The sequence below is a fragment of the Micromonospora sp. DT41 genome (assembly GCF_049841715.1).
Lineage (GTDB): Bacteria > Actinomycetota > Actinomycetes > Mycobacteriales > Micromonosporaceae > Micromonospora > Micromonospora profundi.
This window is the reverse complement of sequence record NZ_JBNCKU010000001.1, coordinates 112794-139152: the sequence shown is the minus strand read 5'-3', so window position 1 is coordinate 139152 and position 26359 is coordinate 112794. Positions and strand designations below refer to the sequence as shown.

The 26359-nt window shown below is 70.4% G+C and carries 21 protein-coding genes; 15 read left to right on the top strand and 6 right to left on the bottom strand.

The window, feature by feature from the left end; translation table 11 throughout:
* The first annotated feature begins 17 nt into the window (after positions 1-17).
* A complete protein-coding gene (locus ACLQ23_RS00560; protein WP_425734758.1) occupies positions 18-482 on the top strand; it encodes a PPOX class F420-dependent oxidoreductase in 465 nt (154 codons plus the stop codon).
* A 163-nt stretch (positions 483-645) separates the two neighbouring features.
* Here ACLQ23_RS00560 and ACLQ23_RS00555 read toward each other — a convergent pair whose 3' ends face one another.
* Positions 646-1878, bottom strand: a complete 1233-nt coding sequence (locus ACLQ23_RS00555; RefSeq protein ID WP_355592282.1) for a serine hydrolase domain-containing protein — start codon at positions 1876-1878, stop codon at positions 646-648.
* Between the two features lie 84 nt (positions 1879-1962).
* Between ACLQ23_RS00555 and ACLQ23_RS00550 the strand changes: the two genes are divergently transcribed.
* The 3 genes from ACLQ23_RS00550 (at position 1963) to ACLQ23_RS00540 (ending at position 4203) form a co-directional block, all read left to right on the top strand.
* Positions 1963-2556 (top strand): pentapeptide repeat-containing protein, encoded by a 594-nt coding sequence (locus ACLQ23_RS00550; RefSeq protein ID WP_355592280.1) that lies wholly within the window; start codon positions 1963-1965, stop codon positions 2554-2556.
* Positions 2557-2776: 220 nt separating this feature from the next.
* Complete coding sequence (locus ACLQ23_RS00545) at positions 2777-3748, top strand: hypothetical protein (protein WP_355592279.1); 972 nt, start codon at positions 2777-2779, stop codon at positions 3746-3748.
* 125 nt (positions 3749-3873) lie between these two features.
* Positions 3874-4203 (top strand): hypothetical protein, encoded by a 330-nt coding sequence (locus ACLQ23_RS00540; RefSeq protein ID WP_209273351.1) that lies wholly within the window; start codon positions 3874-3876, stop codon positions 4201-4203.
* Between the two features lie 41 nt (positions 4204-4244).
* Here ACLQ23_RS00540 and dacB read toward each other — a convergent pair whose 3' ends face one another.
* Positions 4245-5828: a D-alanyl-D-alanine carboxypeptidase/D-alanyl-D-alanine endopeptidase gene (gene dacB, locus ACLQ23_RS00535; protein WP_355592277.1), complete on the bottom strand. Its 1584-nt coding sequence runs from the start codon at positions 5826-5828 to the stop codon at positions 4245-4247.
* A 51-nt stretch (positions 5829-5879) separates the two neighbouring features.
* A complete protein-coding gene (locus ACLQ23_RS00530; protein WP_355592275.1) occupies positions 5880-6611 on the bottom strand; it encodes an MIP/aquaporin family protein in 732 nt (243 codons plus the stop codon).
* A gap of 133 nt (positions 6612-6744) precedes the next feature.
* On the opposite strand from ACLQ23_RS00530, the gene ACLQ23_RS00525 reads away from it, so the two are divergent.
* Together ACLQ23_RS00525 and ACLQ23_RS00520 are read left to right on the top strand one after the other, a co-directional pair.
* The gene (locus ACLQ23_RS00525) at positions 6745-7794 is read left to right on the top strand and encodes an NAD(P)-binding domain-containing protein (protein ID WP_355592273.1); all 1050 of its coding nucleotides are present in this window, start codon (positions 6745-6747) and stop codon (positions 7792-7794) included.
* Between the two features lie 197 nt (positions 7795-7991).
* A complete protein-coding gene (locus ACLQ23_RS00520) occupies positions 7992-8273 on the top strand; it encodes an adhesin (RefSeq protein ID WP_053655111.1) in 282 nt (93 codons plus the stop codon).
* 3 nt (positions 8274-8276) lie between these two features.
* Here the strand turns inward: ACLQ23_RS00520 and ACLQ23_RS00515 are convergent, their stop codons facing one another.
* A complete protein-coding gene (locus ACLQ23_RS00515) occupies positions 8277-9326 on the bottom strand; it encodes a beta family protein (protein WP_425880214.1) in 1050 nt (349 codons plus the stop codon).
* 91 nt (positions 9327-9417) lie between these two features.
* On the opposite strand from ACLQ23_RS00515, the gene ACLQ23_RS00510 reads away from it, so the two are divergent.
* The 4 genes from ACLQ23_RS00510 (at position 9418) to ACLQ23_RS00495 (ending at position 14419) form a co-directional block, all read left to right on the top strand.
* Positions 9418-10311, top strand: coding sequence for a sulfotransferase domain-containing protein (locus tag ACLQ23_RS00510; protein WP_355592269.1), 894 nt, complete (start codon positions 9418-9420; stop codon positions 10309-10311).
* Positions 10312-10574: 263 nt separating this feature from the next.
* The gene (locus ACLQ23_RS00505; protein ID WP_053655106.1) at positions 10575-10964 is read left to right on the top strand and encodes a cupin domain-containing protein; all 390 of its coding nucleotides are present in this window, start codon (positions 10575-10577) and stop codon (positions 10962-10964) included.
* A 28-nt stretch (positions 10965-10992) separates the two neighbouring features.
* Entirely contained in the window at positions 10993-12789 is a 1797-nt protein-coding gene (locus ACLQ23_RS00500) for a glycoside hydrolase family 15 protein (RefSeq protein WP_355592267.1), read from the top strand.
* Positions 12790-13042: 253 nt separating this feature from the next.
* Positions 13043-14419, top strand: a complete 1377-nt coding sequence (locus ACLQ23_RS00495) for a pectate lyase (RefSeq protein WP_355631300.1) — start codon at positions 13043-13045, stop codon at positions 14417-14419.
* A 49-nt stretch (positions 14420-14468) separates the two neighbouring features.
* Here the strand turns inward: ACLQ23_RS00495 and ACLQ23_RS00490 are convergent, their stop codons facing one another.
* Together ACLQ23_RS00490 and ACLQ23_RS00485 are read right to left on the bottom strand one after the other, a co-directional pair.
* On the bottom strand, positions 14469-15659 hold the full coding sequence (locus ACLQ23_RS00490) for a threonine synthase (RefSeq protein WP_425880213.1): 1191 nt from the start codon (positions 15657-15659) through the stop codon (positions 14469-14471).
* A gap of 14 nt (positions 15660-15673) precedes the next feature.
* Positions 15674-16723: a DNA polymerase ligase N-terminal domain-containing protein gene (locus tag ACLQ23_RS00485; RefSeq protein ID WP_355592263.1), complete on the bottom strand. Its 1050-nt coding sequence runs from the start codon at positions 16721-16723 to the stop codon at positions 15674-15676.
* A 94-nt stretch (positions 16724-16817) separates the two neighbouring features.
* Here ACLQ23_RS00485 and ACLQ23_RS00480 point away from each other — a divergent pair, with 94 nt between their 5' ends.
* From ACLQ23_RS00480 to ACLQ23_RS00460, 5 genes are all read left to right on the top strand, one after another.
* A complete protein-coding gene (locus tag ACLQ23_RS00480) occupies positions 16818-17603 on the top strand; it encodes an aldo/keto reductase (RefSeq protein ID WP_355592261.1) in 786 nt (261 codons plus the stop codon).
* A 132-nt stretch (positions 17604-17735) separates the two neighbouring features.
* Positions 17736-17888 (top strand): hypothetical protein, encoded by a 153-nt coding sequence (locus ACLQ23_RS00475; RefSeq protein WP_167945702.1) that lies wholly within the window; start codon positions 17736-17738, stop codon positions 17886-17888.
* Positions 17888-18853: an N-acetylmuramoyl-L-alanine amidase gene (locus ACLQ23_RS00470; protein ID WP_355592259.1), complete on the top strand. Its 966-nt coding sequence runs from the start codon at positions 17888-17890 to the stop codon at positions 18851-18853. The genes ACLQ23_RS00475 and ACLQ23_RS00470 overlap by 1 nt, the downstream gene beginning before the upstream one ends.
* Before the next feature lie 736 nt (positions 18854-19589).
* A complete protein-coding gene (locus tag ACLQ23_RS00465; RefSeq protein WP_355592469.1) occupies positions 19590-22748 on the top strand; it encodes a hypothetical protein in 3159 nt (1052 codons plus the stop codon).
* Between the two features lie 92 nt (positions 22749-22840).
* A complete protein-coding gene (locus tag ACLQ23_RS00460; protein ID WP_355592467.1) occupies positions 22841-26314 on the top strand; it encodes a LamG-like jellyroll fold domain-containing protein in 3474 nt (1157 codons plus the stop codon).
* Positions 26315-26359: the final 45 nt, after the last annotated feature.

Below are 26359 nucleotides of genomic sequence, written 5' to 3'. Positions count from 1 at the left end.
TGGTAGGAACGGGAGTCATGGCACGCAACATCGCGACGAACACCCGGGCCGACCGGGACACCCTGCTGGACTTCCTCCGCCCACGGCACCGCGTCGTGCTGATGACCACGCGGGCCGACGGTCGCCCGCAGTCCTCCCCGGTCTCCGCCGGCGTCGACGACGAGGGCCGGCTTGTCATCTCCACCTACCCCGAGCGGGCCAAGGTGGCCAACATCCGCCGCGACAGCCGGGTGTCGGCCTGCGTGCTCTCCGACGACTGGAACGGGCCCTGGGTGCAGCTCGACGGCACCGCCGAGGTACTGGACCTGCCCGAGGCGCTGGAGCCGCTCGTCGAGTACTTCCGCAGCATCTCCGGCGAGCACCCGGACTGGAACGACTACCGGGCGGCGATGGTGCGCCAGGGCAAGTCGCTGATCCGGGTCACCATCGACGCCTGGGGCCCGATAGCCACCGGAGGCTTCCCGGCCCGCCTAGCCAACTAACCAGCCGCCCCGCGCCCCCGCCCCCGCCCCGCCGGCCCCCGCCCCGCCCCGGCCCGCCCATCCCGGTGATCATGAGGTTGACGGGTCCCACGGTGATCCACTGGCCCGTCAACCTCATGATCAACGGAGTGAGTGGGGGGTGGGTGGGGTGGGTGGGGGGAGGTCAGTTGGTTAGGGCGGCGTAGACCAGTTGGCGTAGCTGGGAGCGCAGGGGGTAGGTGCTCGACGGCAGCAACTGGGTGAACAGGAGCGCGGTTACCTCCTCGGCCGGGTCCACCCAGAACGCGGTGCTGGCCACCCCACCCCAGTAGTACTCGCCGACACTGCTCGGCACCCTGCTGGGGATCGGGTCGTCGACCACAGCGAAACCGAGACCGAACCCGATCCCGTCGAGTGTGGTCTCGGCGAAGCCGCCGGTGGACAGGGTGCCCAGATCCTGGCCGCCGGGCAGGTGGTTGCGGGTCATGAAACGCACAGTGCGCGGCCCGAGCAGGCGTACGCCGTCAAGCTCCCCGCCGCGCAGCAGCATCTGGGTGAACCGGTGGTAGTCGTCAGCGCTGGAGATCAGACCTCCGCCACCGGAGTGCAGGACAGGCTTGTGGCGCGCGAGTGAACCGATCCGGTCCTGCCGGACCGCCTGACCGGTGGTCGGGTCCGGCGTGTACAGCGCGGCCAACCGGTCGGCCCGGTCGCCGTCGACCCACCAATGGGTGTCGGTCATGCCCAGCGGGCCGAAGATCCGGTCGGCGAAGAACGCGTCGAGGCTCTGCCCGGAGACCACCTCGACCAGCCGGCCGAGCACGTCGGTGGCTACCGAGTAGCCCCAGGCGGTGCCGGGCTGGAAGAGCAGCGGCAGCTCACCGAACGCCGCGCAGGCACTGGCCAGGTCGACGCCCGCCGGTGGATACAGGTCGTAGCCGGCCGCCCGGTAGAGCCCGTCGACCACGGAGGTCTGCATGAAGCCGTACGTCAGGCCGGCGGTGTGGGTGAGCAGGTGCCACACCCGGATCGGTTCGACCGCCGGCACCGTGTACGGCTTGAGCACCGAACCCTTCGAGTAGACCCGCAGGTCGGCGAACTCCGGCAGCCAGCGGCTGATCTCGTCGGTCAGCTCGAAGCGGCCCTCCTCCCACAGCATCATTGCCGCGACCGAGGTGACCGGCTTGGTCATCGAGTAGATCCGCCAGAGTGTGTCGGCCTCGACCGGGGCACCCGACTCCCGGTCCCGCAGCCCGTACGTCGAGGAGTGCGCAACCTCGCCCCGCCTGGTGACGACCACCTGCCAGCCGGCGAGCCGCCCGTCGTCGACGTACCTGCCGAAGTGCTCGTCGATCCGCGCGAGCCGCGCCGGGTCGAAGCCGATCTGATCCGGGTCCATGCTCCGAGCCACACTCACGTCGCCGAACCTACTTCGCGCGGCGGCCGTCGCAAAGGGTGGAGGCCGCCACCTGCCGTCGGTGGGTGGCACTAGCCTGACCGGATGCCGGAGTTGACCGAGGACGTGACCTTCCGCAACGAGGACTGGTACGGCGAGGAGTTCACCGACCGGCACTTCGTCGGCTGCGAGTTCTTCCAGGTGGACCTCACCGAGGCGGTCACGCGGGGAGCTGTCTTCACCGGGTGCACGTTCGGCAACGTGCTGTTCAACGCGTCCCGGCACGTGGATTCGGCATTCACCCGCTGTGTCTTCAAGCGGTGCAACTTCTTCGAGGCGGAGTTCACCGGCTGCAAGCTGGTCGGCAGCACCTTCGTGGAGTGCGACCTCCGTCCGCTGCGGGTCGACGGCGGCGACTGGTCGTTCGTCGCGCTGCCCGGCGCCGACCTGCGTGCCGTCTGGCTGAGTGACGTGCGGATGCGCGAGGTCGACCTGAGCGGTGCCAACCTCACCGGCGCCACTGTGACAGGCGTCGACCTCTCCGGCGCGCAACTGCAGAAGTGCCGCCTCGGGGGCGCCGACCTGCGGCGCAGCGACCTGACCGCACTGGACCCGACGAGCGTGGAGCGGGCCGGCGCGATCGTGGACCCCGAGCAGGCGCTGGTCATCGCTCAGGCGCTCGGCTTCCGGATCGGCTGACCCGGGCGCGTACCGGTGAGGGCGGCCTTCGTGGTCCGCCTGCGGGCCTCCACCCAGGCTGGGCAGGACTTGTCCGATACCGTCCGGTTCCGGACTGGACACGCCCACCCGTCCGGATCTAGCGTGTCGACCACGCCGGTGCAAACGTGTGAGACGGCCCACAGTGGACGGTGTGGTCCGCCGCGGCCGATGGCGGTCGGGCGGCGGAGTGGAGGGGTCGGTGGCGGACGAGGACCGCACGCGGGCGCAGTCCCAGAGCGGGAACGAGCCGACCCACCGGCCGGCGTCGCACCGGGCGCACGCCGTTGCCGCCGCGCAGACCCGCAGCGCACTGCGCAGGATCGCCCGCGCCCGGCGGAGGCGGCGGTGGGCCCTGGAGGGCATCGCCGCGCTCGTCTGCCTGGTCGTCCTGGGTACGTACTTCGGCACGCGTGCCGCACCTGAGCCCGGCGGTGACGCGGGCGGGGGGCCGGGTGGCGTGCCGGCCGGAGCCGCCCGGCCGACAGGCCTTCCCGGTGCCGAAGGACGTACCAACGAGGCTGGTCCGGCGACGCCGGGCCTGCGCCCCCGGGAACGCCCGCCCTCGCCCGACCCCACTCCCAGCGCTCCCGCCCCGCCGTCCGCCCCTCCGCCCAGAGCGCCGGCGGCACCGGTGCTGTCGGTGAGCGCCGTGGAGGCCCCCGCCGAGATCGACCTCAGCGCGGCGGGCGCCCGGGACTGGATGCACTGGGGGCTACGCGGCGGCAACTCGACAGTCCGCAAACGCGCCGGCACGGGGGAGATCGCCGACACCGGCGGCAGGGGCAACCGCGTCGCATGGGACGGCAACCAGGAGGTCGTCCGCTGGTCCGACGGCACACCGGAGCGATCCGTCGGCGGCAGCTCGAACGGCGTCTACACCTGCGGTGTCGGCAACGGTTTCAGCCTCACTGTCGCGGGCAGTGGCGAGGCGCGCACCGTCCACCTGTACGCCGGGACGTGGATGGCGCGCGGCCGGCTCGACGCTCGACTGTCCACCGGTGGGCCGGTCAGCACTGTGCGGCTGGAGGACCCGTACACCAGTCGGAGCGCCCAGTTCACCATCCGGTTCGACCTGCCCAGGGGTGCCCGGCTGGTGGTGACCTGGACGGTGGAGAAGGTCTTCACCGAGCACTGCGGCAACGTCGGCCTCCAGGCCGTCGCGCTGCGCTGATCGGGCCCGCTGCGCTGATCGACCGCTCGGGTCCACGAGCTGGGACAGTTTGTCCGTCGCGCTCGGTCGATGACATCGTAACTTTCTGCTATCCCGTCCGCCCATCCATTGTGGAGGCAGCGCAGATGAGCAGCAGTACCGCCCACCGCGTCCATCCCGCCGTTTCCCCCGGCGCCGATGAGGTGCCCGGGGAGGTGCTCCGCGACATCCCCCTGCCGCCGTACGTCACGGGCGAGGATGCCCAGTTCGCGGTGCGGGCGGTGGTGGTGCACGCGCCCCGACGGTGGTCCGGCGGCGTGGTCTGCCGCAACGACGCCAGCCCGCACCCGTGCCGATTGCACCGCTGGGGCACCAGGGTGCTGGCGCTGCGCGGGCTGCGGGCCGCCGAGATCGCCGCGCTCATCGAGCGCGGCGACCCCGCGGCGGTGCCCCCCACACCGGACCGCCCTGCCTGAACGTCGGCTGGGGCGCCCTCCCCCGGCACCCCCGCCGACGTTCAGCAGGTGATCGGTTTGACCCAGGAGCACTCCACGCCCTCCGGGGTCCGCGGCGTGTCCGGCACTGAAGGCGGCGCCACCCGTGCGGTGCTGGTGCCGCCTTCGCGGTGACCGGCCAGTGCCACGGCGATCTGGTCCTCAAGCGTCTTGACCGACGCCGTCAGGTAGTTGTTGAGCAGGATGGAGAACGCCAGCAGGTGACCGTCGGCGCTGGTGACATAGCCGGACAGGCCGGACACGCCGGTCAGGCTGCCGGTCTTGGCGTGCACGTTGCCCGCCGCCGGGGTGCCGGCCATCCGGCTGCGCAGCGTGCCGCCGACGAACCGGTCAGGCTGCCCGGCGATGGGCAGTGCCGCGTACCAGGTGGGGAACCAGGGCTCGGCCCGGACGGCGGCCAGCAGGTCGACGAACTCCGTCGCCGGCACCAGGTTGCGGCGTGACAGACCGGAGCCGTCCCGCTGGCGCAGCGTGCCGGTGTCCATTCCGGTGTCGGCGACGTACTCGCTGATGGCCGTGAGACCGGCGGACCAGGTGCCCGAACCGGACAGCACCCGGCCGATCTCCTTGGTCAGGACCTCGGCGTGCCCGTTGTTGGAGAGCTTGAGGAACGGCGTCATCAGCTCGCCCAGGCTCATCGAGTCGTGGCGGGCCACCAGGTGGGCCGTTTCCGGGGTTGGCTGGCCCAGTACGGTCCGGCCGAGCACGCGTACGCCGTGCCGGTGCAGGGCGGCCCGGAAGACCTCGGCGGCATAACCGGTCGGCTCCCAGACGGTCACCCAGTCGCTGGCGGGCTCGTCGCCGACCGCGATCTGACCGGTCACCACTATCGTGTTGCCGCCGTGTTCGCGTTCGATCGAGATGGAGGTCTCGCCCTCGCTGACCGTCTCGGCGCGGTTGTCGATCCGTACGTATCCGGTGGGTGGGGTGGTGCTCACGACCGGCCTGGCACCGGCCCGGGCACCCGGCGCGGCGTGCACGATCACGGTGCCCGCGTCGTAGTCGGTGTCCGGTGCGACGGTGAGGGCGGAGACCTGGCCCGCGTAGTAGTAGGGCTCGTCGTCCCACGTCCAGTCGGGGCCCAGACGGGTGTTGTCGTAGCGGGTGTCGTCGGCGATCAGGTTGCCGCTGACCACCCGCACGCCGTCTGCGGCGACCTGCGCGGCGAGCGCGTCGTAGTCCGCCGCGAGCATTGTCGGGTCGCCGCCGCCGCGCAGGTGGAGGTTGCCGGAGAGCAGCCCGCCGCGACGCTTACCGGTGGTCTGCACGTCGGTGGTGAACCGGTGCCCGGGGCCGAGCAACTCCATCGCGGCCGTCGAGGTCAGCAGCTTGGTGTTGGAGGCTGGAATCAGACGGCGGTCGCCGTTGCGGTCGTACAGGGTCTGCCCGCTGCTGGTGTCGACGACGACCACCGACGCCTGGGCTCCGGCCAGCCGGTTGTCGGCGAGGATCGCGTCGATTGTGGCGCGCAGCCGGGTCGTGGCCGGGGTGGGCGACTCGGCTGTGGCGCCGGGCGCGCCGGCGGTGGCCGCGGTGGCGACCAGCGCGAGCAACGCTAGGGCTCGCGGAAAGAGACGGCGATGCATGCGCCGATGCTGCCACGCAGATATTCGCCAGGAAAGGGGCTGGGCCGAAAGTTATTGCCGTTCGGGTTCCGGCGGTCGCCCCACGGACTTGGCGTGACCGCCCCAGTAGTGCCGCTGGGCGCCCATTGCCAGCGGGGCCACCAGTGCGGCGAGCGCACCGCCGAGCAGCGGGAAGACGATGAAGACCCAGAGTTGGCGCAGGGCCACGCCGCCCTCGAAGACGGCCGGGCCGAAGGCGCGAGCCGGGTTGACGGCAGCGCCGGTGAGCGTCACGCCGACCAGTTGCGTCGCGGCCAGGGCCAGCCCGATCGCCACCCCGGCGGTGCCCGGGTTCTCGCTGCGGCTGGTCACGACCAGGACGACAAGCACGAAGAGGAAGGTCAGCACGATCTCCAGGACGGCCGCGCCGCCTCTGTTGATGTGCGCGCCGTACCCGTTCGAGCCCAGCGCTCCGGTCTGGTCCGCCACGTCACCCCAGCGGGTCAGCCCCCAGAGGATGAAGGCGGCCACGGTTGCCCCGGCGAACTGCGCTATCCAGTAGGCCACCGCGCCGAGCACCGAGATCTTTCCGGAGAGCAGCACTCCGAGCGTCACTGCCGGGTTGACGTGGCTGCCGGACAGCGGACCGATCATGTAGACCAGGGCCAGCATGGCGAACCCGAAGGCCAGCGCGACCACCACCACGCCGCCCTGGACCCGGGCGGCCACGGCGGCTCCCACGCCGAAGAAGACCAGCAGCAGCGTGCCGAGGAACTCGGCGGCCGCACGACGGGCATCGTCCATCCACCCAGCCTAGGGATAATTAAGGCAATTTTGGGGCAAAACCGGCTCTGTGACCGGCGCGACGGGCGGTTTCGGGCACAGCGAAGGTCATTACGGCGTTGCACCGCGTGTGGGAAGCCATTCCGTCGACGTCGTGGTGATCGGGGCCGGTCAGGCAGGCCTGAGCGCCGGGTACCACCTGCGCCGCACCGGCTTCGCCCCGGGAAGCGGCTTCGTTCTCCTCGACGGCGACGACGGGCCGGGCGGCGCCTGGCAGCACCGGTGGCCCACCCTGCGCCTGGAACGGGTGCACGGCTTCCACGACCTGCCCGGGATGCCATTCCCATCCGCCGACCCGCAGCGCCCGGCCGCCGAGGTGGTAAGCGCCTACTTCGCCCGGTACGAGCAGACGTTCGGCCTGCCGGTCCGGCGACCGGTACGCGTCCGCGCGGTGCGCTCCCGCCCGGACGGCCGGCTCGACGTCCACGGCGACCACGGCACGTGGACGGCGCGAGCGCTGATCAACGCCACCGGCACCTGGACCCGCCCGTTCTGGCCGCACTACCCGGGCCGGTCCTCGTTCCAGGGGCGGCAACTGCACACTGCCGACTACCGGGGGCCTGCGGAGTTCGCCGGCCGCCGTGTCGTGGTGGTCGGCGGCGGCACCTCGGCGGTGCAACTGCTCGCCGAGATCTCCCCGGTCGCGGCCAGCACCACCTGGGTGACCCGCCGCCCACCGCAGTTCACAAGCGGTGAGTTCGGCCCCGAGCTGGGTCGGGCCGCGGTGGCCCGGGTGGAGACCGCGGTACGGGCGGGACGGCCGCCGGGCAGCGTGGTGGGCGTGACCGGTCTGCCGCTCACGCCCGAGATCCGCCGGCTCCAGGATGGCGGCGTCCTCGACCGGCTACCCATGTTCGACCGGATCACGCCCGACGGCGTGACCTGGGCCGACGGGCGGTTCGTCGGGGCCGACATCATCCTGTGGTGCACGGGCTTCCGCGCCGCGCTGGACCATCTCGCCCCGCTCGGGCTGCGCGCTCCGGGCGGTGGAATCGTCATGGACGGCACCCGTGTCGTCACCGACGACCGGATCCACCTGATCGGTTACGGCCCGTCGGCGAGCACGATCGGTGCCAACCGGGCCGGCCGCGCGGCGGTCAACGAGATTCGCGCGTTGCTCGCCCCCGCCCCCGCTCTCGACTGACGCGGCTCTATTTGACGGATCGCCCGACAGCGGGCACCGTGGGCAGGGAAGGGGCCCTCAGCTGCCCCGATCTCGACGCGACGGCGATGCCCGTTCGCCTCTCCTGCCGCCTCCCACGTGTGTCTCGTGCGGGAGGCCGACTGCCCGGTCTGCGCGAAAAGCGACCGCGAGCCCAAAATCCACGAGGAGTTCCACACATGCTCACCATGACCGACAACGCCGTGCTCGTCATCCGTGACCTCGCCAACCAGCAGGACGTGGCCCAGGACGGTGGGGTGCGGATCGCCGCCGATGCCGACGCAGGGTCGCTCACCGTGGAACTGGTGCCCGAGCCGGAGCAGGGCGACCAGGTGGTCGACAACCAGGGCGCCCGGATCTTCCTCGACGCGGACGCCGTCGAGTTGCTCGGCGACGCCTCGGTGGACGCCACGGTCGACGACGAGGGCATCATCCAGTTCGGTTTCACCGAGCGGCAGTAGCTCCTACCTGGGCGATCGTCCCCGCTGCGGCGGAACCCACCCGGGCGCCGTCTCGCCGTCCGGGCGGGTCAGCGCGGCGAGCACGTGCGCCAGGTGGTGCGACGTGCTCCACGCCGTCCAGTTGGCTGCCGACCCGGCGCCGGCACCTCGACGAGCCCGGCGCAGCAGCTCGTGGTCGCCCCACGAGAACGAGGCGCCGGTGCTCGGCCAGTGCGGTGCCGACACGAGCGTGCGGCACAGGTCGGCGAACCGGTCGTCGCCCCGCCCACCCCGCCGCGACCAGCGGTAGACCCACCAGCCGCCGTCGGCGGTGTACCGCACTGTGGGCAGCCGGTCGCCGGGGTCACCATTGCCAGGTGTGGCCGGACCGACGCCGTAGTCGCCGTAGTCGACAGCGGTGTCGGTCAGCCGCCGCCAGAGCTGCCAGTCCCAGCGGTCCAACCGGACGGGCTCGTCGCTGGGCAGCCGGGACAGCGTGGGCGGCATCCCGCCGGCCGCCACCGTCACCGAGCGCCAGCCGTGGCGGCGGGCCCAGCCCAACAGCCGCCGTACCCGTGGCTCGGCCACCCGCACGTCTGCCGCGCAGCACACGTCGCCCGCGTCCACGAGCAGGTCGCACTGCTCCGGTGCCAGCCCGGTGAACCGCCAGATCCGTTCGACAGCTGTGGTGCTCGCGTCCGGCCCCGCCCGGTCCCGGGCGGCGCGCAGCCGGATCAGCGCCCGCCGGGCGTACTCCCGAGCCGCCGCGCCGTGCGCGACCAGCCGCCTGTCGCTCTCCGCGAGCCCGATCACGGGCATCAGCGGTACGCCCCAACGGACCAGTTCCGTATCGGGCAGGTCGGTGACGTCGACGGCCGGCAGCAGACCGCCCGGCAGTCGACGTATGACGTCCATCGTGGAGCGATCGGCGGCGCTGATCTCCAGTATCGGCGCGAGCAGAGGAGCGGCCGCGGGATCGACGTGGTTCAACGCTTCCAGTTCGCCGCGTCGGTGGCTGGCGAGGATGGGGCGGTAGACCGGTTGCGCCGCCCGGCCCCCGTGGGCGGGCACCATAATTCAATCTAGCCAGGCATTCGCATGCCTTCCCAGCCCTCGACGGGAAAACCCGCTGCGGGGCTGTCGGTTCGCCGACTACGCTCGTCCGGTGATCGCGCCGGCCCACCGCTACCGTTCCCAGGACGAGGACAGCGCCCGCTGGATCGGGTTCCCGTTCCGCGACGGCGACATCGTGATCAGCACCCGGTCCAAGAGCGGCACCACCTGGATGCAGATGATCTGCGCGCTGCTGGTGTTTGGCACCCCGGAACTGCCGGCGCCGCTGACCGAGCTGTCCCCCTGGCTGGACTGGCTGGTCGAGCCTCGCGACGCTGTGTACGGCCGGTTGGCCGCCCAGCCGCACCGGCGGTTCATCAAGACGCACACACCGCTGGACGGGGTGCCACTCGACCCCCGGGTGCACTACGTGGTGGTGGCCCGGCACCCGCTGGACATGGCGGTTTCCCTCTATCACCAGGCCGGCAACCTGGACCGGGCCCGCCTCGCCGAGCTGACCGGTCAGCCTGCCCCGGTCGGGCCACCTCGGCGGCGTCTCCCGGTCGAGCAGTGGCTGCCGAGCTGGGTCGACCGTGAGGTGGACCCGCGCGCCGAGTTGGATTCGCTGCCCGGGGTGCTGTTGCACCTGAGCGACGCCTGGGCCCGCCGGCACGAGCCGAACGTCGAGCTGGTGCACTACGACGACCTCCAGGCCGACCTGGCTGGGCAGATGCGCAGGCTGGCCGACCGGTGGGGTTTCGCGGTGCCCGCCGGGCGCTGGCCCGAGCTTGTGGAGGCGGCCACCTTCGGTCGGATGCGGGAGCGCGCCGACCTCCTCGTCCCGGACACGCGCGGCGTACTGCGGGACCGTGGCGCGTTCTTCCGTCAGGGCCGGTCCGGTCAGGGCCGGGACCTGCTGGACGCGGTCGGCCTGGACCGCTACCGCGCCCGCACGGCCGCCCTCGCTTCGCCCGAACTGCTCAGCTGGCTGCACCGCGACGCCTGACCGGCGGAGTCGCGCGGACCGGCAGTGCAGACGAGCGCACGGCGCCGTTCGACACATGGTCGGAACGTCGCCGTGCTCTGGCCGTCTCCCACCATCGCAGCCGTTTCGGCGGTACGCCAGCGGGGACCTGGCTCGGCCGGCGGCTAGCGCCGGTCAGGGTGGTCGATCCCCGTTCTGCACGGATGCAAACCCACCGACCGTGGGGAATTCCACCATTTGCCAGTCCCGGCGTGACGAGCCGTCGAACGGGGTATGAGCGGACCATGGAGCATTTCACGATCGCGACAGTCGCCGAGAAGAGCCCGGACTTCCGGCGGGTGCTGTGGACCGGGGACCACACCCAGCTGGTGATCATGACGATCCCTCCGGGTGGAGAGATCGGCGAGGAGGTGCACGAGGGCATCGACCAGATCCTGACCTTCGTCAGCGGCACCGGCGAGGCCCGGGTCGCTGGCGCGAAGCGGGAGGTCGTCGCGGGCGACCTGGTCGTCGTCCCGTCCGGCACCAAGCACAACTTCGTCAACACCGGCCCGAACCCGCTCGTGCTCTACACGGTCTACGGCCCGCCGGAGCACGCCGACAAGGCAGTGCACCACACCAAGGAGGAGGCCGACGAGGCCGAGGCCGCCGGCAAGGACGAGCCGCCGGCCTGATCGGTCCTCGACCGGGTACCCCCGGCGGGTGGAGCAGCCGCCGATCTCCGATTACGCGTTCCTCTCGGATTCCCGCTCCGGCGCGCTGGTCGGCAGGGACGGTTCCGTGGACTGGTGGTGTCCGAGCCGGTTCGACGGAGCGTCCGTGTTCGGCCGGCTGCTCGACCCGAACGCCGGGCACTTCCGGGTGGCCCCGGTCGGCGCGGGTGGCCCCGGCCACCGGGTGGAGCGCGCGTACCGGCCGGACACGCTTGTGCTGCGGACGGTGCACCACACGCCGCAGGGCAGCGTGGCGGTCACCGACGCGCTGGCCGCCGAGACCGGCGCGCGTGCCCACCAGTTGGGGATGAACTCGCCAGCCGTGCTGGTCCGGGTCGTCGAAGGGCTGTCCGGGCGCGTACGGATGGCGTTGGACTTCGCGCCCCGACCCGAGTACGGCCTGCTCACGCCGTACCTGCACGAGCAGCCGGACGGCGGGGTGCTGGCCGGCGCCGGCCCGGTGGTGCTCGTGTTGCGCGCCGGTGACCTGCCGCTGCGACCTGACCGGGACCGGGTGACCCACGAGTTCGAGATCTCCGCCGGCCAGGTGCTCGGAATGGACGTGGCGTTCGGCGAGACGTACGGGGCTCCGCCGGTCCGACTCGACCCGCTGACCGCGCTCGACGAGACGACGCGGGCGTGGGAGGCGTACCGGGAGACGCACTCCTACTCCGGCCGGTACCCCGAACTGGTCCGGCACAGCGCGACGGTGCTTACCGGCCTCACCTACGCCCGCAGCGGCGCGGTCGCCGCGGCGTTGACGACGTCGTTGCCGGAGCGGATCGGCGGCGACCGCAACTACGACTACCGCTTCTCCTGGTTGCGGGACTTCTCGTTGACGATGCGCGCGCTGTGGGTGGCGGCCTGCCCGGACGAGACGTCGCGCCTGTTCGCCTGGGCGGCTCGCTCGATCGGCCGCATCGGCGACGAGCCGGTGCCTGTGCTCTTCGGGCTGGAGGGTGAGCGTGACCTGTCCGAGCATCAGTGCAACCACCTGCGGGGATACCGCGACAGCTGGCCGGTCCGGATCGGCAACGACGCGTGGCAACAGCGGCAGCTCGATGTGCCCGGTGAGGTCACCTCGGCGGTGTGGCGACTGCGTGACTATCTCGGCGCGCCCTTCGAGGAGGAGTTGCGCGAGATGGTGCTCGGGTTGACCGAACAGGTCGCCGCGACGTGGCGGCTGCCGGACCGGGGCATGTGGGAGACCCGCAGCGAGGAGCGCCACTACCTGTCGTCAAAGGTGCTCTGCTGGCTGGCGATGGACCACGCGGTGCGGCTCGCCGACCGGCTGGGTGACCGGGCCGACCCGGCCCGTTGGGCGGCAGTCCGCGACGAGATCAGCGAGGCGGTGCTGCGCGAGGGGTGGAACGACAGGGTCGGCGCGTTCACCGGCGCCTTCGGCTCGTCGGAGTTGGACGCCTCGGCGCTGATCCTGCCGGTGGCGCATTTCCTGCCGGCCACCGATCCGCGGATGCGGGCCACCGTCGAGATGATCGCCCGGGAGTTGGGCTCCGACGACGGCCTGGTCCGGCGGTGGACGACCGACCCGGGCGGTTTCCTGCTGTGCTCGTTCTGGCTGGTGGAGTGTCTGGTGATCGCGGGTGAGCGGAAGCGGGCCACCGAGCTGTTCGAGCGGGTGGTCGGGTTCGCCAACGACGTTGGCCTGTTCAGCGAGCAGATCGACATGGACACCGGGACGCAGCTCGGCAACACGCCGCAGGCGCTGTCGCACGTCGGTCTGATCAACGCGGCCTGGCGGCTGACCGAGCCGGACAGCTACTGATCGGGCTCCGCCTGCGGGCGCGAATCCTGCAACAGACCTGCAAGCGCAATCCATTGACGGTGATGGTTGGGCAGTCCTAGCCTCAAGGGGGCGGGAAAGCCCTTTCCCACGCGGCTTTGATCCCGCTTCACCCGTCCCGGAGCCGGGCCTCCGACGGGGAGCACACCGATCCCGCCAGGGCGGCACGTCCTGCCCGCACGTCCCCGTACGGACGGTCGAGGGACCACCACCACATGCGTCAAGGAGGACAACTGTGCAGAAGAGACGACTCCCCGGCCGGCGACCACTGCTGCTGGCGGTGGGTGCCGGCGTGACCGCCGCAGCCCTCGTCGCGGGCATGACCTCGGCCTTCGCGGCCACGGTCTTCACCGACAACTTCAACGACGGCGATGCCTCCGGCTGGTCCAAGTCCGGCGGCACCTGGACTGTCGACAGCGCGGGCGTGTTCAACCAGAGCAACGCCGGCAGCGAGCTGGCCCGGCAGTTCGCCGGCGACACCAGCTGGACCAACTACTCGGTGCAGGCCCGGGTCCGCCCGGCGAGCTTCGGCTCGTCCAGCGCCCTCGTCGGGCTGGCCGCCCGGTCCACGAGCAGCACCAAGATGTACCGGCTGGCGCTGCTCGGCTCCGGCCGCGCCGAATTGCAGGCAGTCAACGGAAGCAGCATCACAGCGATCGGCTCCGCGTCGCTGGGCATCGCCACCGGCACCTGGTACACGCTGCGCATCGAGGCCAGCGGCAGCACCATCCGCGGCTTCGTCAACGGCACCCAGGTCGCCTCCGGCAGCAACAGCCTGTCCGGTGCGGGTCGGATCGGCCTGGTCACCGCGTACGCCAGCGGCGGCTTCGACGACGTTGCTGTCGACTCGTACGGCGGAGGCACCCCGACCACCCCGCCGGCCACCACCCCACCGCCGACCAGCGCACCGCCCACCACGCCGGGCCCGACCACAGCACCGCCCGCAGGCTGGCCGACGCCCACCGGCAGCCAGAAGGTGGACGCGACGATCCCGGTCTCCGGCACCTTCGACGGTGGACTCAAGCGTTACTACGGCATCGGCGACGGCGGGCAGAGCGAGAGCCAGGACCCGATGTTCGAACTGGCAGCCGGTGCCACCCTGCGCAACGTGATCATCGGTGCGCCGGCCGGTGACGGCGTGCACTGCGAGGGCAACTGCACCCTGATCAACGTGTGGTGGGAGGACGTCGGCGAGGACGCCGCCACCTTCCGCGGCGGCACCACCTACACCGTCGACGGCGGCGGCGCCCGGTCCGCCAGCGACAAGGTCTTCCAGCACAACGGCTCGGGCACCGTCTACATCAAGAACTTCCGGGTGGAGAACGCCGGGAAGCTCTACCGGGCCTGCGGCAACTGCTCGACGTCGTACCAGCGGCACGTCGTGATCGACAACGTGGTCGTTCGGGACACCGACGCGATCGCCGGCATCAACACCAACTGGGGCGACACCGCCCGCTTCAGCCGGATCACGATCGTCGGCGACTCCGACCGGGAGACCTCGATCTGCGTCAAGTACAAGGGCGTACCGAAGGGCAGCGAGCCGACCAAGATCGGTGAGGGCGCCGACGGCGTCAACTGCTTCTACTCACCGTCCGACATCACCTACCAGTAGGCAGCACTGTGGCACCGGCGCGGCCGCACGGCCCGCCGGTGCCACAAGCTCAGGTCAGCACGGGTACGCCGGAGACGTCCACCGTCTCCGGATACTTCAGACCCGCACCTGTGTTGAGCACCACCACCCGCTCGCCGGCCCGGATCCAGCCACCGGCGCGCAGGTGCCGTGCCGCAGTCAGGCAGGCAGCCCCCTCCGGGCAGAGCAGCAGTCCCTCGCGGGCCGCGAAGTCGCGCAGGTCGGCCAGGATCTCCGCATCGTCGACAGCCACCGCGGTGCCGGCGGACTCCCGCAACGCGGCCAGGATCAACTCGTCGCCCAAGGGTGCCGGCACCGTGATGCCGAACGCCACTGTGTGCGCGTCCTCCCACGGTCGCGCCCGGTCCTCGCCGGCGGCGAACGCCCGCACGATCGGCGCGCAACCCGTCGACTGCACCGCCACCAGCCGGGGCAGCTTGTCGCCGACCCAGCCCAGCTCCCGGATCTCGTGCAGCGCCTTGTGGATGCCGATCAGGCCGACGCCGCCGCCAGTCGGATAGATGATCACGTCCGGGATCTGCCAGCCGAGCTGCTCGACGATCTCGTACCCCATCGTCTTCTTGCCCTCCAGCCGGTAGGGCTCGCGCAGCGTGCCGGCGTCGAAGATCGCCCCGTCCGACTCGGCGATCAGCTCGGCCACCCGCCGGCCGGCGTCGCTGATCAACCCGTCGACCAGTCGCAGATCGGCGCCGGCGGCCACGCACTCGCGCCGGCAGATGGTCGGTGCCGCCAGCGGCATCACGATCGTGGCGCCCATCCCGGCCCGCGCCGCGTACGTCGCCCAGGCGGAACCGGCGTTGCCGTTGGTGGGCATCGCGATCCGCTCGATGCCCAGCTCACGCGCCCGGCTGATGCCCACCGCCGCGCCGCGCGCCTTGAACGAGCCGGTCGGGATCAGGCCCTCGTCCTTGACCATCAGGTCAGTGATACCGATCTCGGCACCGTACGCCGGGGCGCGCAGCAGCGGCGTCCAGCCCTCGCCGAGCGTGGTGACGTGCCGAGGGTCGCGGACCGGCAGCAGCTCCCGGTAGCGCCACAGGTCGGCCGGGCGCAGACCGAAACGCTCCGGGGCGACCGCCTTCGCCACCGCCGGCAGGTCGTAGCGGGCCAGCAGCGGAGAGCCGCATTCGCAGAGGTTCTGCACCGTGTCGGCGGCGTACTCCAGGCCGCAGCGCGGGCAGTCCAGGTGGGTCAGGTACACGTCGCTCCTCGCCATCAGGCCGCGTCGATGCTCTGCCAGCGTCGGCTGCGCCGGCCCGGCTCGTAGACCGAATCCAACCGCTTGGCGATCACACCGGGCAGGCCCTGCTCACGCCCGGTACGTAGCGCCTCGTCGCCAGCGCCGGGGAACCACGGCGGAGTCTGCCAGTGCGTGCCGGTCAAGGCCAGCCCATCGAGCAGTTCCCGGCGTTGCGCGTACGGCACGTCGACGCTGCTCACGCCCTCCAGCCACAGCAGGTCCACGAGCAGGTACGCCGCGCCGGCCGGAACCCGGCTGCCGCTGGTCGGGCTGGCCGGGCGTACCCGACCGGTGCCGTCGATGCGGACCAGCACACCGTCGAACACCGCCTCGGTGGGCGCCAGCGCCTCGGCCATCGCGCGCAGCCACGGATATCCGCCGGTGATCTCCTCGTCGGTCTCGGAGAGCAGCCGCAGCCGCCCGCCGGAGACGTACGCCATCGCCCGGACGCCGTCCCACCGCAGCTCGTAGCCCCAGTCGGCCCGGTCCCGGGGGAGCCTGGTGGCCGGCGTGGCGTGCATGGGGCGGACCAGCTCCGGCATGCTCGTCCAGCCGGATGGCGCGGGGTCGGTGCGCCGGACCATCCAGTCCTTGCCGCCGGTGGCGAAGAGCACGTAGCGGCCGGAGGTCCGTTCGCCTGCGAGCGTCACGATCACCTCGTCGTCGCGCCACTTCTCGTGGCGGTAGGTGCCCCGGTCGTGGATGACCATCCGCCCGCCGCCGTACTCGCCGGCGGGGATATCGCCGGAGAAGTCGAGGTACTCCATCGGGTGGTCCTCGGTGTGCACGGCCAGGTGGTTGCGGCCGGGGTCGCGGGGCAGGCCGCGGGGCACCGCCCAGGACGCCAGCACCCCCTCGTGCTCCAGGCGCAGATCCCAGTGCAGGCTGCGGGCGTGGTGCTGCTGGATGACGAAGCGGCCCTCGCCCTCGCCGGGCCCGCCCGGTGTGGGGCTGCGCGTCGGCACGGGCTCGGGCGTACGGGTCGCGTCCCGCCGTCGCCGGTACTCGTCCAGCCGGTCCGTCACACAGGCATTCTCCGACAAAGCGGATCGTCGCGCTGCCTGCCGGAGTGTCCGGTTCGCTCTGCGGCCGGGGGCGCGGCGGGGTAGAACGGTCCTCATGGACCTCACCGACCAGCCCACAGCCCTGCTCCCCGGTGACGTGCGGATGCCCCTGCTCGGCTTCGGCACGTGGCAGGCCACCGGCACGGAGGGTTACGAAGCCGTGCTGGCAGCGCTCGACACCGGCTACCGGCACCTCGACACGGCCACCATGTACGGCAACGAGCGGGAGGTCGGCCGGGCGGTGCAGGAGAGCGGGCTGCGTCGCGAGGACGTCTTCATCACCACCAAGCTCCTGCCGGACCGGGTGGGCCGGGAGAGGGAGACGCTGGAGGCCAGCCTGGAGGCGCTCGGCGTCGACCAGGTGGACCTCTGGTTGATCCACTGGCCTCCGTCGGCCGCCGAGAGCATCCCGATGTGGCGGGAGGTGCTGGCCGCCCGGGACGAGAACCTGACCCGGGCGGTAGGGGTGAGCAACTACAGCACCGCGCAGATCGACGAGTTGATCCAGTCGACGGAGGAGAACCCGGCTGTCAACCAGATCCGCTGGGGTCCGGTGTTGTACGACCGGCAACGGCACGCCGAGCTGCGGGACCGGGGTGTGGTGCTGGAGGGCTACAGCCCGTTCAAGACCACCGATCTCAGCGACCCGGTGCTGACCCGGATCGCTGGCGCGCACAACGTCTCGCCAGCTCAGGTGGTGCTGCGGTGGCACATCGACCACGAGATCGTGGTGATCCCGAAGTCGGTGACGCCGGAGCGGATCAGTGCCAACTTCGATGTCTTCCACTTCTCGCTGACCGCTGAGGAGATGCGCGACATCGACGCGCTGGCGGGCACCTGATAGGGCGGTTTCCTTCAGCCCGTGTCCGACTGCTGAAAGCTATCGACATAGACGCTCATCGCGGTATAACGTGCCGGTCATCACGATCGTCGATCCGATCGAGAGCCCGACGCCGTCCGCCGAAGGAGCGCCATGGCCACGTCCCGATCCACCCGTCTGCGCCGCCGCAAAGTGCTCGCCATCCCGGCACTGGTGGCCGCCGCGCTTACCGTCGTCGTCCGGCCCACGCCGGCGAGCGCCGCACCTAAGGCCGAGTGCCTGGCCGACCTGCTCGGGGAGTCCTGATGGCGACGATTCCCTGGCTCGTCGACGTGCTGCGCGCCGCCGGGGTCCAGGTCGTCGTCGAGGGAGACTGGCTCAACCGGATGCGGCCGGGCTCCTTCGACCCCATCGGGGTGCTCTGGCACCACACCGCCGCGACCTCCAGCGCCAGCAACCCGCATCCGGCGCTCGGCATCTGCATCAACGGCCGGTCGGATCTGCCCGGCCCCCTCTGCCAGGCGCTCGTGGACTACAACGGCGTCTTCCACGTCATCTCGGCCGGCCGGTGCAACCACGCCGGTGTCAGCGGCGGCAGCGGGCCGATCCCGGCGGGCGACGGCAACACGCTCATGATCGGCTGGGAGATCGACTACAACGGCGTCAACCAGGAGATGACCGCAGCGCAGTACAACGCGTCCATCGCCGCTACCGCCGCCGTGCTCAAGCGACTGGGCCGGGACAGCAGCTACGCCCGGGGGCACAGGGAAACCAGCACCACCGGCAAGATCGACCCGTCCTTCATCGACCTCAACGTGATGCGGGCCGACGTGGCGGCGAAGATGGCCGGCGGCGGTACGGCATGGTCATCCACAGTGGACAACACCACCGCCGGCCGGTTCACAGCGAGCGCCAACTGGGGCGTCTCGACGTACTCCGGGCAGCGGTACGGCGCCGACTACCGGTACGCGGACCCGGTCGCAGCAAGCGATGTCGCGTGGTACCGGTTCAACGTGCCGGCCACCGCCAGTTACCGGGTCGAAGCGTGGTGGCCGGCGAACGCCGGCTACAACAGCGCGACCCCGTACATCGTCGCCACCAGCAGCGGCAACCGGACGATCACCGTCGACCAGCGGGCCACCGGCGGCCAGTGGCGCAGCCTGGGCACGTTCACGTTGCCGGCCGGCGATGCCAACCGGGTCGGCGTGAGCCGGTGGAGCGGCGCGACCGGCCTCGTCATCGCCGACGCCGTCCGACTCACGCGGGTCTGATCCCGACGGCCCGCGCCCAGCGTGGCTGGGCGCGGGCCGGCTTTCCGGAAGGCGTTCGGGCTGGATCCTGGCATCCCCTGCGCGAACCGCCCGAGACGGCCCGACGCCACCCTCCAAGTAGCGCATCGTAGGAATAGCGGCCTGCAGCGGCCAACAAGACTCGGCTATTCGACGGTAAACGTTTTGCTGGTGGGATTCGATATTGCTTAGGGTGATCTCTGGCACCGCGTGTGCCGGCGGCTACCTCCTGGTTGATTCCTTTGATCCTGCCGTACGCGGCTAACGCGTCAATCAACCTTCCGGCCGCCTCCAGTCGCCCTCGTCGGCACGCTGCTGCAATTCCTCGATCCGGCCGGAATTCACCAACAGGTGGGCCAGCGGGCCAGCTGTGACCGAGCCGTTTTGCGTCGACGTTCCGCTGAATTCCCCACCCCCGCTGGCGCATTTCGGCGATTCAATATTGGGCGCTCTGGGTGACATTTTCTGTGCATCTCTGTCAAGCATTTCAAGCCCGCCGGGTGCTTGATCCGTGCCGTGGGCAGGAAAACTTCGGTGCGTGAGCAGCAAGGGCCAGTTATCCAACTTTGCCCGAATCTGTCCTCACTGTTTGTGAAGGTACTTGTGCGTAGAGCGGTCTCGTCCCTACAGTCCCCATCAATATCTGAATCACGGGGGAGGATTTGTGGCACGTCGAAAGACGGCCACCGTTCGCGCATGCCTCGCGGCTGGCGTAGCCGTGCTCACGGCAGCCGCATTGGCGGGCATTTCGGGCGAACCGGCGGAGTATCTTGCCGCCGGTCCGGATGGCGTAACGGGTGGCACAGAGATCAGGTCCGACGAGGCGGTGTCCCTACAGGCCGCTCGCAAGACCGGCAAACCGGTGCAGGTCAAGAGCCTCACCTCCGAAACCACCGAGGTCTATGCCCTGCCCGACGGGCAGTTCAGGGCGGAGCTGTCGCTCGGCCCGACAAGGGTCCGCCGAGGCGACGGTTGGGTCCCGCTCGACCTGAACCTTCGGCGAGACGCGGACGGCACCATCCGACCCGCCGCACACCCCTACGACCTCACGATCTCTGGCTCCCAGCCGTCCGGCACCCACGAGCTGGCAGCCGTCGGCAAGGGCGACGACCGGGTGGCGGTCAACTGGGCCGGCGCGCTTCCCGAGCCGCAGCTCAGTGCCGACCGGGCAACCTATGTGGACGCTCTCGCTGGCGTCGACCTTGTCGTCCGGGCCAGCCGCAGCGGCCTGGAGACCCTGTTCGTCGTGAAGAGCCCCGCCGCCCTGAGTCGGGTGGCGACGCTGTCGCTGCCGGTGACCGGGCGCAACGTCGCGGACGTCCAACGTGGCGTCGGTGGCGACACGGCCATCAGGGACAAGACCGGGCGGACCATCGCGACGAGCCCGGCGCTGATGATGTGGGACGCGCGTGTCGACGCCCAGGGCGAGCCCGTCAGCAAGGTGCCGGTCGCCTCGACAGTCGCGAAGGCCGCCGGAGCCGCAGCGGACCACGGATTCGCGCTTACCCTCACACCGGATCAGAAGTGGCTCCGCGCCCCGGAGCGGAAGTACCCCATCACGATCGATCCGCAGATCAACCCGCTCTCCACCACGTACGACACGTACGTGCAGGCGAACGAGAGCATCGACCGTGGCAGCGCTGACGACCTGCGTCTCGGCAAGCTCGGCCCCACCGGGCCGATCACCCGGTCGTTCGCCCGCTGGGACACCACGGCCCTGGTCGGCAAGCAGATCAACACGGCCACCATCTCGCTGTGGAACTGGTGGTCGGTGCAGTGCGAAGGACGGTCCTGGGAGCTCTGGACGACAGGTGCCATCGCCGACGGCATCGTGTGGAGCAACCAACCGACCTGGACCCACCAGGAGAAGGTGACCACGGCGTCGGCCGGCTTCGACAGCAGCTGTGACGACAACTATGTCGGCGTCTCCGCCACCACCTTCTTCCAACGCGCGGCCGACGTTGGCGACACCCGCGCCGACATGGGCATACGGGCGACCGACGAGACCGACTCGACGTCCTTCAAGCAGTTCCGGTCCCGCACCTACTCGGTCACCACCACAGTGCCCAAGGCCACGGTCACCTACAACTCGTACCCGACGGTGACCGCCCGTTCGACGGTGCCGGCCTCCACCTGCGCGACCGGCCCCGGCCGTCCCATCGTCAACTCGGTGACCCCGCAGCTCAAGGCCACCGTCGCCGACGCCGACGCGACCGCCATGACAGTCACCTTCGAGTGGTGGGCGATGAACGCCGACGCGGCGATCGGCTCCGACGTCTACACCGGCGTCGCCAACGGCGCCACCGTCGCGACCACGATCCCCGCCGGTGTCTTCGCCGATGGCGGCATCTACCGCTGGCGGGTCAAGGCGTCCGACGGGGTGAGCGGCAGCGACACATGGTCCTCGTACTGCGAGATGCAGGTCTACACGACGGTGCCGCCGGTGACCGGCTGCACCGCTGGCACGGACAGTGACTTCAACGGCGACGGCGTCGCGGATGTGGCGATCGCCGATCCGGAGGCAGCGGTGAACGGTCTGGCACGCGCCGGCCAACTGCACGTCAGCTACGGCGGCGGCACGACGGTGCACACCCTGTCCGAGGGAGTCGCCAAGGTGCCCGGCGCACCTGAGGCGGGCGACCGCTTCGGCACGGCGATCTCTCCGTACGACGCCAACAACGACGGCTGCACCGACCTCGCGGTGGGCGTTCCCTTCCAGGACGTCAACGGCCTCCAGGACGCCGGCGTGGTGCTCGTGCTGCTCGGCTCACCCGCCGGTCTGGCGCAGGGGCCCGCCACGCTGGTCTACCACCAGGACGTCACAAATGTGCCGGACACCGCCGAGGCCCACGACTGGTTCGGCTACGCGGTAGCCGGCAGCCGGACCGCCAGAGGGGTGCCCTACCTCGTCATCGGCGCGCCGGGTGAAGGACTCTCCACCACCGCGCCGGTCACCGGCATCGTCCACTACATCCGTGGCACCGTGAACGTGGCGCTGAGCCAGGGCGCAGGCATCCCCGGCGCTGCCGAGATCGACGACCGCACCGGGTACGCGGTGGCCGCCTCCAAGCACCACTGGGCTGTCAGCTCTCCGGGCGAGGCGATCGGCACTGCCGAGTTCGCCGGTGCGGTGAACGTCTACAGCCACACGCTCACCAACGGGCTACCCACGCTCGCCGCCGAACTCAACCAGAACGCGACGTCGGTCTCGGACACCTCCGAGGCGAACGACAACTTCGGCAAGTCGATCGCCATCGCGCCGTACCGCCCAGCCGGAACGGCCGCTGACGCGGCGAGCTCCCTGCTCGTGGTCGGAGTGCCCGGTGAGGGCATCGAGCCCGCGCAGTCGGACGCCGGAATGGTGCAGCGTTTCCACATCACCGCCGGCAACACCTACACCGAGGTGGGTCCGGCGATCACCCACAACCCGCAGAACCCTCTCGTGTCCGGCGGTGACTACCTGGGCGAGAAGGTGGTTGTGACAAACACGAACCCGTCGGTCGAGAGCACCAACTCGACCATGTTCATGGCGCTGGGCCTGCCCGGTAAGGACGGTTCGTCGGGTGACACCTCGGTGACCGACTTCGGCCAGGTGTGGGTTCTTCCCGCACTTGTCACCTCGATCGGCACGCCGGTGGTGCTCCAACGCAACGGGTCGAGCCTGCCGGGCAGTGTCCGGGCGAGCGAGATCGTCGGCACCTCGTTCGGCGCCACGTCGCAGCGGCTGCTGGTCGGCACCCCGTACGGCACTGACGCCGTCTACGGCTTCACCTGGGCCAGCCTGGCCGGCGGCTCGACGACGCCAAGCCAGACCTGGCAGCCAGGCGTGAACGGGATCCCCGCAAGCGTGAGCACGTTCGGGGCGGCGGTCAACTGATGATGAGCATGAATTCGCGCAGTACAACGGGGGAGGACCTGGCGGTGGCCGGTCGTACGAGAAAGCGGGGTCGGCTCTTCACGCTCGGCCTCATGGCGGGCCTCGCCGGCCTGCTCGCGAGCACCGCCTACGTGGCCGTGCCCGAACCATCCCTGCCGTCCGCGCCGGTGGCCGCCCTGGAAACCGACCCGGTCCGGGACACCGAAGCCGAGGCGCTGATCGCGGCGGCGGACCTCAACCAGCCAGTCGAGGTCCTCGCGCAGCGCGGCGAATATCGGGACGTCTTCGCCCAGCCGGACGGGACGCTGATCGCCAACGAGTACAACCAGGCGGTACGGGTCCTGCAGGGCGACACCTGGGTGCCGGCGAACGCGGCCCTCGTAGCCCAGTCGGACGGGACGATCACGCCGACCGCCGCACTGCTCAACATGCGTCTGTCCGGAGGTGGCACCACGCCCCTCATGGTGATCGAGCGTGACTTCCGGGTCATGACGCTCACCTGGCCCAACGCGCTGCCCACCCCGACCATCAGTGGCGACCAGGCCACCTACCCGGAGGTGTTTCCGGACGTCGACCTGGTGGCCAACGTGACCGTCGAGGGCTTCTCCCACGTCCTGGTGCTGAAGACCCCCGAGGCGGCGAACCTGCCCGAGTTGCGGGACCTCAGGCTGGGGGTGACAGGTCAGGGCCTCGACATCGAAGAGACCGCCGAGGGGGGCGTCGTCGCTCTCGACCCGGCGACCGGCAACCCGGTGATGGAGGCCGACGCCCCGACCATGTGGGACAGCGGCAACCAGGAGGGTGGCGGCGAAGCCCAGCGGGCCTCCGCCGCGACCACCGAGCCCGCGGATCCGAACGACGCTTCGGCGCGAGGCCCGGGGGAGACCTCCCGGGTGGAGCAGGTGGGTCTGGACTACAGCTCCGGCACGCTGAGCCTCACCCCGGACGCCGCGATGCTCGCCGACCCGGCCACCACCTTCCCGGTGTACGTCGACCCGGTGTGGCAGAGCAGCACCAACAGCGCCTGGGCGATGGTCGACAGCGGCTACCCGTCCGAGGAGTACTGGAAGTTCGACACCAAGCGGCACGAGCGCATCGGTCTGTGCCCGAGCTCCTGCAACAACTCCAAAATCAAGCGCCTCTTCTACCAGTTGGCCACGCCGTACGCCGGCAAGACCATCCTTGAGGCCAAGTTCCGCGTGACCCTCCAGCACGTCTACAACGACACTGCCCGCGCGGCTGCCCTCTACCTGATGCCCTCCGGGATCAAGTCCAGCACTAACTGGAGCAACCAGCCCGGCGGGTCGAGCTGGTCGGGGGCCACGCACCTCGACACCAACTCGCCGACAAAGGTGCAGTCGAGCTGCACCTCGACGAACCAGAACACCGAGTGGGAAGCCAAACCGGCGGTCCAGCAGGCGGTCAGCAAGGGCTGGAGCAACATCACCCTCGGCCTGCGCTCGGTAAGCGAGACCGCATCCAGCCACACCAAGCGGTTCTGCGACAACGGCGTTCTCTCGGTCCGCTACAACCGCGCCCCGGTGATCGCCAACCAGTCGGAACTCACGATGTCACCCGGTGGTGGCTGCGTGTACGGCACGGGCGCGCCCTACACCGACGTACCGCCGCGGCTCAACGCCATCCTGCGGGACCCCGACCACTCGTCGGCGCACACCGAGCAGGTGAAGGCCGAGTTCAAGGTCACCTGGACGCCGGCCGGCGGGAGCCTGCAGACCCGCAGCTACGTCACGCCGCTGAAGGCGAGCGGCTCCCTCTTCAACTACTACGTGCCAAGCGACATCGCGCAGAACGTACCGATCTCCTGGGAGGTCCGGGCGAGTGACGGAGTGAGCTGGGGGCCGTGGAGCTCCGAAGGCTCACGCAACGTCTGCCAGTTCTACTACGACAAGACCAGCCCGAGCGCGCCGGACGTGGACTCGCCGGAATACCTGCCCGGGGACGCCGCCGACACCACAGCGGACTGCCTCGACGACGACCAGTGGCGCGGTTCCATCGGTGTCCAGGGCAGCTTCACCTTCGACTCGGCGGCCACCGACGTGGTCGAGTACGTGTACAACTTCAACGGCGGCGCCTCCGTGTCGGTCAAGCCGACCACAAACGGTGGTCCCGTGACGATCAGATGGACGCCCGACAAGGAGGGGCCGCGCCAACTCTTCGTCAAGGCGATCGACATGGCGAAGCGGTCCAGCACCATCGCCACCTGCACCTTCCGGGTGGGTAAGCGCCCGCCGGTCGCGCAGTGGCCGCTGTCGGACATCGCCACAGCGAAGGCGGCGGACGACCAGATGGGCTCGCACGACGCGAAGATCGGCAGCGGCGTCACGTTCGGCGTACCGGGGTCACTCGGCACCTGGGACACTGCCGCGACCTTCGACGGCACGTCGAACGCGTACCTCGTCACCAACAACTCGGTGGTGGGCACCGAGCAGAGCTTCGCCATCACCGGCTGGTACCGGGTGGACGATCCCAATCGACGCCAGGTCGCGCTGAGCCAGGATGCCACCGGTGAGCCCGGTTTCACCCTGGGCGTCGATCAGGGTTCCTGGTTCTTCCGGATGCCCACCAACGACGTGATCAACCTGGGTGAGTGGAAGGTGACAGCCGGTCCGGCGACCAACGCCTGGACCTTCATCACGGCGATCTTCGATGGTCCGAACAAGAAGATCTCCCTCCAGGTCGGTTCCGGCACTCCAGTCGTCAAGGACCGGCGTTCGCTGGTCCAGGCCCGCGGTGCTCTCCAGTTCGGCCGCCAGACCTTCAAGGGCGGCGGGTACTCCGACTTCTGGAAGGGCGCGATGGCGGACGTCTCCGTGTTCGACCGTCCGGTCGTCGCTGAGGACGTGGCCGGCCTGGAGAAGCACAAGCTGGACCGCAAGGGTTACTGGCAGTTGAGCACCCAGTCCAACAAGTCCAGCCCGAACTACGACGCCGGCGGCGAGGCGTTGCGCCTCGGGCAGGAGAGCAGCCTCGTCCGGGGCAACCCGATCACCGGGATGATGGGTGCCGGCTACCTCCAGTTCCAGGGCCAGGCCGGTCAGTACGCCGAGACGGCCACGCCGCTCATCGACCCGGCGGGCAGTTTCACAATCTCCGCCCGGGTCCGGTTCACGAGCGGCTCGAAGAACCATCCGATGACGGCGATCTCCATCAAGGGCGCCAACAACAACAGCGTCGTTGTCCTGCGGGGCAACACCGACGGCCTGTGGGAGATGGCCGCCACCACGGACACCGGCACCGCGCCGGTGTACGAGGCGACCCAGCACGACCGGGAACCTTCCAGGGTCGGCAAGGGTGACCACGTCACGCTTGTCTACAACGGATACAGCCGGGAGTTGCTGTTCTACCTCAACGGCCAGGTCCTCGGATTCCAGCTGGAGAAGCCGTTGCCCGCCGTGAGCAACGTCCAGTTCGGCCGGGCCTTCGCCAATGGCAGCGAGCGGGAGAACCTTTCCGGCGCGATAGACGACATCCGGATCTACAACGGCATGGCGGACAAGGTCAAGATCGACCGGACCAGCCTCGTCGTCGAGCAGCCCAACCTCTGACACCACCGGCGTTGGGGTCGTCCCTTCGGGGGCGGCCCCGACACC